This window comes from Pseudomonas sp. NFACC05-1 (assembly GCF_900100135.1).
Classification (GTDB): Bacteria; Pseudomonadota; Gammaproteobacteria; order Pseudomonadales; family Pseudomonadaceae; genus Aquipseudomonas; species Aquipseudomonas fluorescens_Q.
The window spans coordinates 452,556-467,099 of sequence record NZ_FMTR01000002.1; the positions used below are offsets into that span (position 1 = coordinate 452,556).

At 60.4% G+C, this 14,544-nt stretch carries 11 protein-coding genes; 10 read left to right on the forward strand and 1 reads right to left on the reverse strand.

The window, feature by feature from the left end:
• Positions 1 to 21 precede the first annotated feature (21 nt).
• From bioB to BLO97_RS06290, 6 genes are all read left to right on the forward strand, one after another.
• Positions 22 to 1,077 carry a biotin synthase BioB gene (bioB, locus tag BLO97_RS06265; protein WP_063324077.1) on the forward strand — a complete coding sequence of 352 codons (1,056 nt, stop codon included), beginning with the start codon at positions 22 to 24 and terminating at the stop codon, positions 1,075 to 1,077.
• Positions 1,078 to 1,238: 161 nt separating this feature from the next.
• Positions 1,239 to 2,417, forward strand: a complete 1,179-nt coding sequence (gene bioF, locus BLO97_RS06270; RefSeq protein WP_092345324.1) for an 8-amino-7-oxononanoate synthase — start codon at positions 1,239 to 1,241, stop codon at positions 2,415 to 2,417.
• Positions 2,410 to 3,141 (forward strand): alpha/beta fold hydrolase, encoded by a 732-nt coding sequence (locus BLO97_RS06275; protein WP_092345326.1) that lies wholly within the window; start codon positions 2,410 to 2,412, stop codon positions 3,139 to 3,141. The genes bioF and BLO97_RS06275 overlap by 8 nt, the downstream gene beginning before the upstream one ends.
• Positions 3,134 to 3,946, forward strand: coding sequence for a malonyl-ACP O-methyltransferase BioC (gene bioC, locus BLO97_RS06280; RefSeq protein ID WP_092345328.1), 813 nt, complete (start codon positions 3,134 to 3,136; stop codon positions 3,944 to 3,946). Before BLO97_RS06275 ends, bioC begins: the two co-directional genes overlap by 8 nt.
• Positions 3,943 to 4,623: a dethiobiotin synthase gene (gene bioD / locus BLO97_RS06285; protein WP_063324081.1), complete on the forward strand. Its 681-nt coding sequence runs from the start codon at positions 3,943 to 3,945 to the stop codon at positions 4,621 to 4,623. Before bioC ends, bioD begins: the two co-directional genes overlap by 4 nt.
• A 118-nt stretch (positions 4,624 to 4,741) precedes the next feature.
• On the forward strand, positions 4,742 to 5,038 hold the full coding sequence (locus BLO97_RS06290; protein WP_092345330.1) for a pyrroloquinoline quinone biosynthesis protein PqqE: 297 nt from the start codon (positions 4,742 to 4,744) through the stop codon (positions 5,036 to 5,038).
• Between the two features lie 59 nt (positions 5,039 to 5,097).
• Here the strand turns inward: BLO97_RS06290 and BLO97_RS06295 are convergent, their stop codons facing one another.
• Complete coding sequence (locus BLO97_RS06295) at positions 5,098 to 6,363, reverse strand: NHL repeat-containing protein (RefSeq protein WP_092146371.1); 1,266 nt, start codon at positions 6,361 to 6,363, stop codon at positions 5,098 to 5,100.
• A gap of 279 nt (positions 6,364 to 6,642) precedes the next feature.
• Between BLO97_RS06295 and BLO97_RS06300 the strand changes: the two genes are divergently transcribed.
• The 4 genes from BLO97_RS06300 to BLO97_RS06315 all read left to right on the forward strand — a co-directional run bounded on the left by BLO97_RS06300 (position 6,643) and on the right by BLO97_RS06315 (position 13,992).
• Positions 6,643 to 8,448, forward strand: a complete 1,806-nt coding sequence (locus tag BLO97_RS06300; protein ID WP_092146373.1) for a phenylacyl-CoA dehydrogenase — start codon at positions 6,643 to 6,645, stop codon at positions 8,446 to 8,448.
• Between the two features lie 343 nt (positions 8,449 to 8,791).
• The gene (locus tag BLO97_RS06305) at positions 8,792 to 10,081 is read left to right on the forward strand and encodes a GGDEF domain-containing protein (protein ID WP_092345332.1); all 1,290 of its coding nucleotides are present in this window, start codon (positions 8,792 to 8,794) and stop codon (positions 10,079 to 10,081) included.
• A gap of 91 nt (positions 10,082 to 10,172) precedes the next feature.
• Positions 10,173 to 11,969 carry an acyl-CoA dehydrogenase C-terminal domain-containing protein gene (locus BLO97_RS06310; RefSeq protein ID WP_092345334.1) on the forward strand — a complete coding sequence of 599 codons (1,797 nt, stop codon included), beginning with the start codon at positions 10,173 to 10,175 and terminating at the stop codon, positions 11,967 to 11,969.
• 244 nt (positions 11,970 to 12,213) lie between these two features.
• Positions 12,214 to 13,992, forward strand: coding sequence for an acyl-CoA dehydrogenase C-terminal domain-containing protein (locus tag BLO97_RS06315; protein WP_092345336.1), 1,779 nt, complete (start codon positions 12,214 to 12,216; stop codon positions 13,990 to 13,992).
• The last annotated feature ends 552 nt before the right edge of the window (positions 13,993 to 14,544 follow it).

The following is a 14,544-nucleotide window of genomic DNA, read 5'->3' on the forward strand; positions in this document are numbered from 1 at the left end:
AGCATAATCAAGGAAATGCCCATGAGCGCCAGCACCACTGCCAACCTGCGTCATGACTGGTCTTTGGCCGAAGTCAAAGCACTCTTCGTCCAGCCATTCAATGACCTGCTGTTCCAGGCGCAGACCGTGCACCGCGCGCACTTCGACGCCAATCGCGTCCAGGTTTCCACGCTGCTGTCGATCAAGACCGGCGCCTGCCCTGAAGATTGCAAATATTGTCCGCAGTCCGGTCACTACAACACCGGCCTGGATAAAGAGAAATTGCTCGAAGTGCAGAAGGTCCTCGAAGAGGCTGCACGGGCCAAGGCCATCGGTTCGACCCGTTTCTGCATGGGCGCGGCCTGGAAACATCCGTCGGCCAAGGACATGCCGTATGTGCTGGAAATGGTCAAAGGCGTGAAGGCGATGGGCCTGGAAACCTGCATGACCCTGGGCCGTCTCGACCAGGAACAGACCGAAGCGCTGGCCCAGGCCGGCCTGGACTATTACAACCATAACCTTGACACCTCGCCGGAGTTCTACGGCAGCATCATCACCACCCGCACTTACAGCGAGCGCCTGCAAACCCTGGCCTATGTGCGTGATTCGGGGATGAAGATCTGCTCGGGCGGCATCCTCGGCATGGGCGAGTCCTTGGACGACCGCGCCAACCTGCTGATCCAACTGGCGAACCTGCCGGAGCACCCGGAATCGGTGCCGATCAACATGTTGGTCAAAGTCGCCGGCACGCCGCTGGAGAATGCCGAGGACGTCGATCCGTTCGATTTCATCCGCATGCTCGCCGTGGCGCGGATCATGATGCCCCAGTCCCATGTGCGGCTGTCCGCCGGCCGTGAAGCGATGAACGAGCAGATGCAGTCCCTGGCGTTCCTGGCCGGTGCCAACTCGATTTTTTACGGCGACAAGCTGTTGACCACCGCCAACCCGCAAGCCGACAAGGACATGCAGTTGTTCGCACGCCTGGGCATCCAGCCCGAAGCCCGCGAAGAACATGCCGACGAAGTGCACCAGGCAGCGATTGAACAGGCGCTGGTGGAGCAGAAGAGCAGCGAGCAGTTCTACAACGCCGCTGTCTGACCACTCACCGATACCCGGATTGGAATGCAAGACCCTGTGGGGGCGAGCTTGCTCGCGATGGCGATGGAACATTCGCATTGATGTCGACTGACACGCCGCTATCGCGAGCAAGCTCGCTCCCACAAGGGGCTTTGGCCAGTCTTTAAACAGTTGAGGCCTGCATGCCCTTCGATCTCGCCGCACGCCTGGCTGCCCGTCGTGCCGACAACCTCTATCGCCAGCGCCCGCTGCTCGAAAGCCCGCAGGGCCCGGAAGTGGTGGTGGACGGCCAGCCATTGCTGGCGTTCTGCAACAACGATTACCTGGGCCTGGCCAATCACCCGCAAGTGATCGAAGCCTGGCGCGCCGGGGCGCTCCGTTGGGGTGTCGGGGGGGGCGCCTCCCATTTGGTGACCGGCCACAGCGGCCCTCACCACGCCTTGGAAGAAGCCTTGGCCGACCTGACCGGCCGCCCGCGGGCGTTGCTGTTCACCACCGGTTACATGGCCAACCTCGGTGCGGTCACCGCGCTGGTGGGGCAGGGCGACACGGTACTGGAAGACCGCCTCAATCATGCCTCGCTGCTCGACGCCGGCCTGTTGTCTGGTGCGCGTTTCAACCGTTACCTGCACAACGATGCCCAGAGTTTGGCCAGCCGCCTGGAAAAAGCCACCGGCAATACCCTGGTGGTTACCGATGGCGTGTTCAGCATGGACGGCGACATCGCCGACCTGCCGGCCCTGGCCCGTGAAGCCAAGGCCAAGGGCGCCTGGCTGATGGTCGACGATGCACACGGTTTCGGCCCGTTGGGAGCCAATGGCGGCGGTATCGTCGAGCATTTTGGCTTGAGCCAGGATGACGTGCCGGTGTTGGTGGGCACCCTGGGCAAGGCCTTTGGCACCGCCGGGGCTTTTGTCGCCGGCAGTGAAGAACTGATCGAAAGCCTGATCCAGTTCGCTCGCCCCTACATCTACACCACCAGCCAACCGCCGGCCCTGGCTTGCGCCACGCTCAAGAGCCTTGAGCTGCTGCGCAGCGAGCATTGGCGGCGCGAGCACTTGCAGGTGCTGATTCGTCAGTTCCGCCAGGGCGCCGAGCAGATCGGCCTGCAATTGATGGACAGCTTCACGCCGATCCAGCCGATCCTGATTGGCGATGCGGGACGGGCCATGCGTTTGTCGCAAATGCTGCGTGAGCGCGGGCTGATGGTCACGGCGATCCGCCCACCCACCGTACCGGCTGGCAGCGCCCGTTTGCGCGTGACCCTGACCGCTGCTCACAGCGAGGCCCAGGTGCAGCTATTGTTGAATGCACTGGCCGAGTGTTTTGCCCTGTTGGGACCGGAGCCAAGCGATGCGTGACCGACTGATATTGCTGCCGGGCTGGGGCTTGGGCGTTTCACCGCTGGAGCCGCTGGCGGCAGCGTTGCACGGGCTCGACGAACACTTGCGAGTGGAAATCGAACCGTTGCCGGCGTTGCTATCGAACGATCCGGATGAATGGCTCGAAGAATTGGACGCCACCGTGCCCCAGGATGCCTGGCTGGGCGGTTGGTCCCTGGGCGGTATGCTGGCCTCGGCGCTGGCGGCGCGTCGGGGTGAGCGCTGCTGCGGCCTGCTGACCCTGGCGAGCAATCCGTCCTTTGTTGCCCATGAGCAATGGCCGAGTGCGATGGATGGAGCAACCTTCGATGGTTTTCTCGCCGGCTGTGCGGCCGATCCACGCCAGACCCTCAAGCGCTTCAGTTTGCTGTGCGCCCAGGGCAGCAGCGACCCACGCGGGTTGTCGCGGTTGTTATTGGCCGGGGCGCCGGGCACATCGCCCGAGGTCTTGATGGCCGGGCTCGAACTGTTGGCGCAATTGGACACTCGCGCCGCATTGCAGCGCTTTCGTGGCCCGCAATTGCATCTGTTTGCCGGGCTCGATGCCCTGGTGCCGGCCGAAGCCGCGGGTGAGTTGCTGGTCTTGCTGCCGGATGTCGAAATCGGCCTGATCGAACAGGCCGGCCACGGATTCCTTCTGGAGGACCCGCACGGTGTCGCGGGGGCGATCCAGGCTTTTTTGCATGAGTCCGGCGATGACTGATCTGTCTCTTCCCAAATTGCCCGGTGCCTTGCCCGACAAGCGCCAGGTGGCGGCTTCGTTTTCCCGGGCGGCAACCAGCTATGACAGCGTGGCCGAACTGCAGCGCGACGTGGGCCAACAGTTGCTCGGGCGCTTGCCGTCTTCGTTTATCCCACAACGTTGGCTGGACCTGGGCTGCGGCACTGGCTATTTCACCCGGGCCCTGGGCGCGCGTTATGGCGTGGATTCCGGCCTGGCGTTGGACATCGCCGAAGGCATGCTCAACCATGCTCGTCCCCAAGGTGGCGCTGCGCATTTTGTCGCGGGTGATGCTGAGCGGTTGCCTTTGCAAGCGGCGAGCTGTGACCTGGTGTTCTCCAGCCTGGCGGTGCAATGGTGTGCGGATTTTGCCGCGGTGCTGAGCGAGGCCCATCGTGTGTTGAAACCGGGTGGGGTGTTTGCCTTCACCAGCCTTTGTGTAGGCACTTTGTACGAATTGCGCGACAGTTGGCGTCAGGTGGATGGCTTGGTGCACGTCAATCGTTTCCGTGGGTTCGAGACGTATCAACACCTTTGCGCGGACAGCGGGCTGAATGTCGTCAGTCTGGAAAACCGTCCCCATGTGTTGCATTACCCCGACGTGCGCAGCCTGACGCATGAATTGAAAGCCTTGGGCGCCCACAATCTGAACCCCGGCCGCCCCGGCGGCTTGACCGGCAGGGCGCGGATCCTGGCGCTGGTTGAAGCCTATGAGCAGTTTCGTCAGGCGCTGGGACTGCCGGCGACTTACCAGATGGTCTACGCCGTTTTGGAGAAACCGCTATGAGCCAGGCCTATTTCATTACCGGCACCGACACCGATGTAGGCAAGACCACCGTCGCGGCGGGCCTGCTGCATGCTGCCCGGCAGGCTGGCATGAGCACGGCTGCCGGAAAACCCGTGGCCTCTGGCTGCGACGTGACGCCCAAGGGCCTGCGCAACGCCGATGCCTTGGCCTTGCTGGCCGAATGCTCGATACCGTTGACGTATGCACAGGTCAATCCGGTGGCGTTCGAACCGGCAATAGCGCCGCACTTGGCCGCTCGGGAAGCGGGCGTTGCGTTGACGGTGCAGTCGCTACTCGGCCCGATGCGCGAAGTGCTGGCGCTGGGCGCCGACTTCACCTTGATCGAAGGCGCGGGTGGTTGGCGCGTGCCGCTGGCCGGCCAGGACAATCTTTCCGATCTGGCGATCGCGCTGGGCTTGCCGGTGATTCTGGTGGTGGGCGTACGCCTGGGTTGCATCAGCCACGCGTTGTTGACCGCCGAGGCTATCGCCCGTGATGGCTTGCAGCTTGCCGGTTGGGTCGCGAACATCGTCGACCCGGCCACCTCGCGCCTGGAAGAAAACCTGGCAACCTTGGCCGAGCGACTTCCGGCGCCGTGCCTGGGCAGGGTGGCGCGGATTCAGAGCGTGACGGCCGAAGCCGTGGCCGGACACCTGCAACTGGATCTGCTGGACTGAGTCCCGCCAAGGTTTTGCCTATGACGCGGCACTGTGCCATTAGTGTTTTTGTCGGGCCTTTTCCCGGGGCTTCTGATTCAATGGCCACTGTCGACCCTTCAAGAAGACGAGCTCTGCCATGGAAATCTCAGGAAGTACCGCGTTCTATGCCGGTCTGAGCACGATTCAGACAGGGCAGAACCGCGTCGATCAGGCCTCCAGCCAGATCGCCAACAATACGATCGAGCGTTCGGTCACCAGCCAGTCGTCCGAAGTCCAGGTTGATCGCTTGCGTTCGGTGGATCGTAGCCAGCAGTCGGACTTGGCCAGCAACATGGTCGATATGGCCCAAGGCAAGTTCCAGGTGCAACTGGGTGTTAATGTCGCCAAGGCATCCGACGAAATGCTCGGTACGTTGATCGATACGTTTGCCTGAACGTCGTTAGGCAAATGCACTCAACGCTTCATGCCGATTTGAGTGCATACCATCCCGCCTCATGAGCTTCCGATGTATCCCCAGATCGTTGGGGTAATTGCGCTACCAACTCCAGAGCTGCCTGCAATAACAACCCGCCCCAAGGGTTGGACTGTCACATCTGCACAGTCGCCGGGGCTTTGCGCCAAAAAGAAGCCCTCTAACTGTCCGCTCTGAGTCACGCGCTCGTACTGCCTCAGGTTTACACCTGCCGAGACGGCGGTACCTACCACCACGATTCTGCCGTCCAGTTGCAGAGTCATCGAGTTGTGGCTCAGTTTGTTTAAAGTGCGAGAAATCAGTAGCGGTTCACCGTTATTGAAACTTCCATCCATTTCACCGTTCGCTTCCAATCTGACAAGTAAGCCGCTTTGCAGGTCGTCTGGAGCGTTGGCGTAGCCGGCGACGAGAATCTTGTCGTCATTCTGGACCAGCACGCGGGTAACGATCTCCGGCTTAAAGCGCTCTGCAGGCAGCAATTGCGCGGCCTCTCCTTCAACAACGATATCGGCGAAACCGTTATTACCAAAGCTAAGGTCCAATTCGCCTGTCGGCATGTAGCGAGCAACGGTTCGCGTCCTCAGGGTTTCGTCCAGGCGTCGCCAACTGCCAGCCACAATGATCTTGCTATCCCTTTGTACCTGCACATTACAGGCGAAGCTTGCGTGGTCATGGAATCGGATATCGATGAAGCCGCGGCCTGCGCCGAAGCCAGTATCAAGTTCCCCGTTGGGTTGCAGGCAAAACAGGCGACTAAGCGATGCTTCTGGTTTTTCTTCGTCAGGAAAAAGGAAGTAAGTGGCGCAGATCAATATTTTTTGATTTTTTTGCAGGCATCCATCTACGAGTTTGTCATTCCATATCGACCCATGGTTTGCATTGACGGGGCCAGGGAGGCTCCTACGACCGAACACGATGTCATGACCGCCATTTGCAAGAAAACGCACCGCCGCCGGGTTCCACTCGCTGTTTTTTGACGAAGCTCCGATGAGCAGGATTTTCTCATCCTCTTGCAGCAATACGCGTGTCGGCCAGCTCTTGTCGCCATCCCGGAAATTCCAACCAATTTCCTGGAACGCCTCGTCCCTGGTCCCGTTAGGCAGGTAGCGCGTCAGTGCAAAATGATCCTGGAGTTGCAAGGCAAAGACCAATTTGGCTTCCCTGTCGTGAGCAATCGTGGTGGCGCTACCTCGTTCATTGAATTGAATATAGCCATCTGTACCAAATTTCCGGTCCAGTTCGCCTGGTATGCGATTCGAACTGTCTCCTGCGGATTGAGTGGCCATGTGCTTTCCTCCATTGGGAACTAGTCTGGACCGAAACGGCGCTGTTCTGTGCCTCGGAGTCAGTACACCAGTTTTCTCGCAAAGCCGAACCTGTAAAGGTTGACAGTCGTGGCGTTGGTCCGCGCCAAGCGCGATCAATTTCAAGACGAGGGACGAGTGGTAACGGATCGGTGCTTGACAAGATTTCGGCGTAAACGTATGTTTCAAACAACTGTTTGATCGCTACAACAAATCCACGCGGTCGTTCATTCCCGGTTACATCAGCAGAGGTTTATCGCTATGCCTGACTACAAGGCCCCCTTGCGTGATATTCGCTTCGTTCGTGACGAACTGCTTGGCTACGAAGCGCATTATCAGAGCCTTCCGGCTTGCCAGGACGCAACTCCGGACATGGTTGACGCCATTCTCGAAGAAGGCGCCAAGTTTTGTGAGCAGGTGCTGGCGCCGCTGAACCGCGTGGGCGACCTCGAAGGCTGCACCTGGAGCGAGTCCGGTGTGAAGACCCCGACCGGGTTCAAGGAAGCCTACAAGCAATTCGTCGAAGGCGGCTGGCCAAGCCTGGCCCATGATGTCGCGCATGGCGGTCAAGGCCTGCCGGAATCCCTCGGCCTGGCAGTCAGCGAGATGGTCGGTGAAGCCAACTGGTCGTGGGGCATGTACCCGGGCCTGTCCCATGGCGCGATGAACACCATTTCCGAGCACGGTACGCCTGAGCAACAAGAGGCTTACCTGACCAAGCTGGTGTCCGGTGAATGGACCGGCACCATGTGCCTGACCGAACCACACTGCGGCACTGACCTGGGCATGCTGCGCACCAAGGCCGAGCCTCAGGCCGATGGTTCCTACAAGGTTTCCGGCACCAAGATCTTCATTTCGGCCGGCGAACACGACATGGCCGACAACATCGTTCACATCGTGCTGGCGCGCCTGCCGGACGCACCGGCTGGTACCAAGGGCATTTCGCTGTTCATCGTTCCCAAGTTCCTGCCTAACGCCGACGGCTCCATCGGCCAGCGCAACGCGGTGAGCTGCGGTTCCCTGGAACACAAGATGGGCATCCACGGCAACGCCACTTGCGTGATGAACTTCGACGCGGCCACCGGTTACCTGATCGGCCCGGCGAACAAAGGCCTGAACTGCATGTTCACCTTCATGAACACCGCACGCCTGGGCACCGCGCTGCAAGGCCTGGCCCACGCCGAAATCGGTTTCCAGGGCGGCCTGAAATACGCTCGCGACCGCCTGCAAATGCGTTCCCTGACCGGCCCGAAAGCGCCAGACAAGGCCGCCGACCCGATCATCGTGCACCCTGACGTGCGTCGCATGCTGCTGACCATGAAGGCCTTCGCCGAAGGTAACCGCGCGATGGTCTACTTCACCGCCAAGCAGGTCGACATCGTCAAGTACGGCGTGGATGAAGAAGAGAAGAAAAAGGCCGATGCACTGCTGGCGTTCATGACGCCGATCGCCAAGGCCTTCATGACCGAAGTCGGTTTCGAATCGGCCAACCACGGCGTGCAGATCTATGGCGGCCACGGCTTCATTGCCGAGTGGGGCATGGAGCAGAACGTTCGCGACAGCCGTATCTCGATGCTGTACGAAGGCACCACCGGCATCCAGGCACTCGACTTGCTGGGCCGTAAAGTGCTGATGACCCAGGGCGAGGCACTCAAGGGCTTCACCAAGATCGTCCACAAGTTCTGCCAGGGCAACGAAGGCAACGAAGCGGTCAAGGAATTCGTAGAACCCCTGGCTGCGCTGAACAAGGAATGGGGCGAGCTGACCATGAAGGTCGGCATGGCGGCCATGAAGGATCGCGAAGAAGTCGGCGCCGCGTCGGTGGACTACCTGATGTACTCCGGTTACGCCTGCCTGGCCTATTTCTGGGCCGACATGGCGCGCCTGGCGGCGGAAAAACTCGCAGCCGGCACCACTGAAGAAGCCTTCTACACCGCCAAGCTGCAGACCGCGCGCTTCTACTTCCAGCGCATCCTGCCGCGTACCCGTACCCACGTGGCAACCATGCTGTCGGGCGCCAACAACCTGATGGACATGAAGGAAGAGGACTTCGCGCTGGGCTACTAAGCCTCACGCGCTTCTTCCAAAAGCCGCTGCTTCTTCGGGAGCAGCGGCTTTTTCATGCCTGCCACAAATTTGTATTCACCGCAGGCCCTTGTGGGAGCGAGCTTGCTCGCGATGGCGTTTGTTCAGTCAGTACCTTCATGGCTGACACACCGCTATCGCGAGCAAGCTCGCACACAGGGGCAACCAGGATCCTGAAACAATATTCATCCAACTCGACCCTAAGAAAACCGTCACCTCTGCCGTTACAGCGATGGCAGTGTGACATCTGTCACATCTCGCGTGCCTTACTGCTCCAGTTGCAGGCACAATGCCATCTTTGATCAGCCGGGTCGGAGCTTTACCCTTGCCGCGTTCTTCCGCTGTACGTTTCAGCCATTTCCTGCCGTCATTGCTGCTGTTGCTGGCGGGGCTTGCGGCTGCCTACGTCAAGGATCTCAACGTTTTCTTCACCTCGCTGTTCAACGTGCTCCCGACGCTGGTGTTATTGCTGGGTGGGGCGTATTGCGCGGTCTACCGACGTCAACGTGAGCTGTTTCTGATGGTCACGGTGTACATCGCCTATTTCCTGCTGGACACCCAGACTGACTTCTATCGCGATAACGGCAAGGTGCGCGAAGACGCGGCGGTGGTGTTCCATCTCGTTTGCCTGTTGTTGCCGCTGTTGTTCGGGCTGTTCGCCGCGTGGCAGGAGCGCACCCATCTGTTCCAGGACATGGTGGCGCGGTTCGCGGTGTTGCTGGTCTTTGGCAGCGTGGCGCTGGCCCTGGAGCAGAGTTTCCCCCAGGCCTTGCTGTTGTGGCTTTCGGAGATCCGCTGGCCGGCGTTGCACGGTGCCTGGATGAGCCTGATCCAATTGTCTTACCCGATGTTCGCCGCCGCGTTCCTGCTGCTGGCCTGGCAATATTGGCGCAACCCCCGGCCACTGCATGCTGCGCAATTGGTGGGGGTGCTGGGGTTGTTCTGGATGTTGCCGAAAACCTTCATCCTGCCCTTCACCTTGAACATCATGTGCAGCCAGGTGATGTTGATGATCGCGGCAGCGGTCGCCCATGAGGCCTATCAAATGGCCTTCCGTGATGAACTCACCGGCCTGCCGGGCCGTCGGGCGCTGAACGAACGCATGCAGCGCCTGGGGCGCAATTATGTGCTGGCGATGAGTGACGTGGACCACTTCAAGAAATTCAACGACACCCACGGCCACGATGTGGGTGACCAGGTCCTGCGCCTGGTGGCCAGCAAATTGTCGAAAATCGGCGGTGGCGGTAGGGCGTATCGCTACGGCGGTGAGGAATTTGCCCTGGTGTTCGCAGGCAAGACCATCGACGAGTGCATGCCCCATCTGGAAGTCATTCGCCAGTCCATCGAGACGTACGCCATCCAACTGCGCAACCCTGACAGTCGTCCCCAGGACGACCAGCAAGGCCGCCAGCGTCGCTCCGGTGCCGGTGCGTCCAGCGTCTCGGTGACGGTCAGCATCGGTGTCGCGGAACGCCTCGAGCAACGCACGCCTGAAGAAGTGCTCAAGTCCGCCGACCAGGCGCTCTATAACGCCAAGGGCGCGGGGCGTAACTGTGTGATTGCCTTCGGGCAGAACCGCCGCGGTGCGGTGCGCATGGAGACTGCCGCGGGTTGAGTGATGACGGCGCATTCAGCGTCTGGACTGTGATTGTGGGCCTGGGTGGCCGGCAGTAGGTTGAAACGATCTGCTACCGGAGAAAACCACCATGCCCGAGTACAAAGCCCCACTGCGCGACATGCGCTTTCTGATCGATCACGTCTTCGATTTCCATGGTCGCTATGCCGAGCTGGGCGCCAGCGACGCAAGCCCGGACATGGTCAGCGCGATCCTCGAAGAAGCTGCCAGGTTCTGTGAGAACGTGCTGGCGCCGCTCAATCGCTCCGGTGATGAAGAGGGTTGCCATTTCGACAACGGTGTAGTCACCACGCCGACAGGTTTCAAGCAGGCTTTCGCACAGTATGTGGAGGGTGGCTGGCATGGGCTGGCGGCGGACCCGGCGTATGGCGGCCAGGGCTTGCCTAGCTCCCTGGGCCTGGTCATCAGCGAGATGATCGGCTCCAGCAACACATCTTGGGGCATGTACCCGGGCCTGACTCATGGCGCCATGTCGGCGATTCATGCCCACGGCACGTCAGAACAGAAACAGACCTACCTGAGCAAACTCACCGCCGGCCAGTGGACAGGCACCATGTGCCTGACCGAAGCCCACTGCGGCACCGACCTGGGCATCATCAAGACCCGCGCCGTGCCCCAGGCCGACGGTAGCCATGCGATCTCCGGCAGCAAGATCTTCATTTCCGCCGGCGAACACGACATGAGCGATAACATCATCCACCTGGTGCTGGCCAAGTTGCCGGACGCTCCCGCCGGGACCAAGGGCATCTCGCTGTTCATCGTGCCCAAGTTCCTGCCCGACGCCAGGGGTGAGGCAGGGGCGCGCAATGGCGTGTCCTGTGGTTCGATTGAACACAAGATGGGCATCAAGGCATCGGCCACCTGTGTGCTGAATTTCGATGGGGCCAAGGGGTTCCTCATCGGCGAGCCGAACAAGGGCCTCAATTGCATGTTCACCATGATGAACCACGCCCGGCTCGGCACTGGCATGCAGGGCCTGTGCCTGGGCGAGGCGAGCTTCCAGGGCGCCATCAGGTACGCCAACGACCGTTTGCAGATGCGCGCGCTGACCGGCCCCAAGGCGCCGGAAAAAGTCGCCGACCCGATCATCGTCCATCCCGATGTGCGCAGGATGCTGCTGACCATGAAAGCCTTCAACGAAGGCAATCGGGCGCTGACGTATTTCACCGCGCAATTGCTCGATACCGCGCACCTGAGCCCGGACGAAACCGCCCGCCAGGAGGCCGAGGACCTGCTGGCGTTCCTCACGCCGATCTGCAAGGCCTTCATGACCGACACCGGGCTGGAGGTGACCAACCACGGCATGCAAGTGTTTGGCGGCCACGGTTTCATTCGCGAATGGGGCATGGAACAGTTGGTGCGCGACTGCCGCATCGCGCCGATCTATGAAGGCACCAACGGTATTCAGGCCTTGGATCTGTTGGGACGCAAGGTGCTGGGCAGCCAGGGCAAATTGTTGCGAGGTTTCACCAAAATCGTCCATAAATTCTGCGTGGCCAATGCCGAACACCCGCAGCTCAAGGCGTACGTCGCGCAACTCGACGGGCTCAACCAGCAGTGGGGCGAGCTGACCACTCGGGTTGGAATGGCCGCCATGAAGAATCCAGATGAAGTCGGCGCCGCCTCCGTGGATTATTTGATGTACAGCGGTTACGTCATCCTGGCCTACCTGTGGTTGCGCATGGCATTGGTGGCTCAGTCGCAACTCGACAGCGGCAACGGTGACGGCGATTTCTGCCAGGCCAAACTGGCGACCTGCGAGTTCTACTTCAAGCGCCTGCTGCCGCGTACGACCGCCCATCGGGCTGCGGTCGAGGCCGGGAGCGACTGCCTGATGAAGCTACCGGCAGAGTTGTTTGCCCTCTGACTGAACCCGTGGCGAGGGAGCTTGCTCCCGCTGGGCTGCGTAGCAGCCCTTTTTGTGAGTGCTGCGCACTCAAGCGGGAGCAAGCTCCCTCGCCACCATCAACATTCAAGTCTGTATATTGACTAAAAATAACAAAACAGTCATAGGTTGACCCTATGTGTCTCAAAAGTTGTTGGGGTACACTCAAGCCACTGCAAAAAGCGTTTTCTTTCGAACCAACTGTTTAGATCCTGCGAGGTTTGCCATGGCTGACTACAAAGCGCCCCTGCGCGATATGCGCTTCGTCCTCAATGAAGTGTTCGAGGTCGCGAAACTCTGGGCCCAATTGCCGGCGTTGGCCGATGCCGTGGATGCCGAAACGGTCGAAGCGATCCTTGAAGAAGCCGGCAAAGTCACCAGCAAAAGCATCGCGCCCCTCAGCCGCGCCGCTGACGAAGAAGGTTGCCACTGGGCCGACGGCGCCGTCACCACGCCGGCAGGTTTCCCACAGGCCTACAAGACTTACGCTGAAGGCGGTTGGGTCGGTGTCGGCGGTGACCCGGTGTACGGCGGCATGGGCATGCCCAAGGCCGTTTCGGCCCAGGTCGAGGAAATGGTCAACTCCGCCAGCCTGTCCTTCGGCCTGTACCCGATGCTGACCGCCGGCGCCTGCCTGTCGATCAATGCCCACGCCAGTGAAGAATTGAAAGCAGCGTACCTGCCGAACATGTACGCCGGCGTCTGGGCCGGTTCCATGTGCCTGACCGAGCCTCATGCCGGTACGGACCTGGGGATCATCCGCACCAAGGCCGAACCCCAGGCCGACGGTTCCTACAAGGTCAGCGGCACGAAAATTTTCATCACTGGCGGTGAGCACGACCTTACCGAGAACATCATTCACCTGGTGCTGGCGAAACTGCCGGACGCGCCGGCAGGCCCCAAGGGGATTTCGCTGTTCCTGGTGCCCAAGTTCATGGTCAATGCCGACGGCAGCCTGGGCGCGCGCAACGCGGCCAACTGCGGCTCGATCGAACACAAGATGGGCATCCAGGCATCCGCCACCTGCGTGATGAACTTCGACGAAGCCGTGGGTTATCTGGTAGGCGAGCCGAACAAGGGTCTGGCGGCGATGTTCACCATGATGAACTACGAACGTCTGGGCGTCGGCATCCAAGGCCTGGCCTCGGGTGAGCGTTCCTACCAGAACGCCATCGAATACGCCCGTGACCGCCTGCAAAGTCGTTCGCCAACCGGTGCGCAGAACAAGGACAAGGTCGCCGACCCGATCATCGTCCACCCCGACGTGCGTCGGATGCTGCTGACCATGAAAGCCTCGAACGAAGGCGGTCGGGCATTTTCCACCTACGTGGCGATGCAACTGGACACCGCCAAGTTCAGCGAAGATCCAGTCACGCGCAAGCGCGCCGAAGACCTGGTGGCGTTGCTGACACCGGTGGCGAAGGCCTTCCTGACCGACCTGGGCCTGGAAACCACAGTCCATGGTCAACAGGTGTTCGGCGGCCACGGTTACATTCGTGAATGGGGCCAGGAGCAACTGGTGCGCGATGTGCGTATCACCCAGATCTACGAAGGCACCAACGGTATCCAGGCGCTGGACCTGGTGGGGCGCAAGATCGTCGGCAGCGGCGGTGCGTTCTACAAGTTGTTTGCCGATGAAATCCGGCACTTCACTGCCACCGCGAGCAGCGACCTGGCGGAGTTCACCAAGCCGCTGAACGATGCGGTCGGTACGCTGGATGAGCTGACCGAATGGTTGTTGGACCGAGCGAAAAGCAACCCGAACGAAATCGGCGCGGCGTCGGTGGAGTATCTCCAGGCGTTTGGCTACACCGCGTATGCCTACATGTGGGCTCTGATGGCCAGGGCGGCCTTGGGCAAAGAAAGCCAGGATGATTTCTACGCGAGCAAATTGGGCACGGCGCGGTTTTATTTCGCCCGCCTGCTGCCGCGTATTCACTCCTTGAGTGCTTCGGTGAAGGCAGGGAGCGAGTCGCTGTTCTTGCTGGAGCCCGGACAGTTCTAAAAACTGACATTGTGTAAGCAAACGCTTACACAATGTGCTGGCGTTTTCCCTCTATCGGCAGGTTGGATCCAAGGCTAATCTACTTCACATGGACGCCGCGCAGGATGCGCAAAAGTAACAACACGGACACGTAGGATTCTGCCAGGAAGGCGGAGTGAAATGGATGTCAGGGAAACAGTCTGCAAAGCCCCGCTTCGGCGGGGTTTTCTTTTGGTGCGCCAGGCATGGCGCGTTGCGCGCAAGCGCAACCAGCTTGGCTGTGGTGGTCACGCTGGTGACTTGGAGGTGAAAGTCCTCTACACACCCGGCAAGGGGAAGTGTTAGCCAGAGGCAAGGGTGTCGCGGGTGACTGCGAATCTGAAGGAAGCCCGAGGCAAAATGCTGGCCTGACGAACAGGAAGCGGATTAGGCGGTGCAGCGGGGTAAGGTAGCCAAAATTGCCAAAGCCCAATACTTGCACGGAACGCTGTGACGTAGATCCGACAGGCATAAGCAGGAAGGTCGCGCGAATTACCCTGGGAGATCTGCCCGTTTGCCAGTGTGCTACCGAGC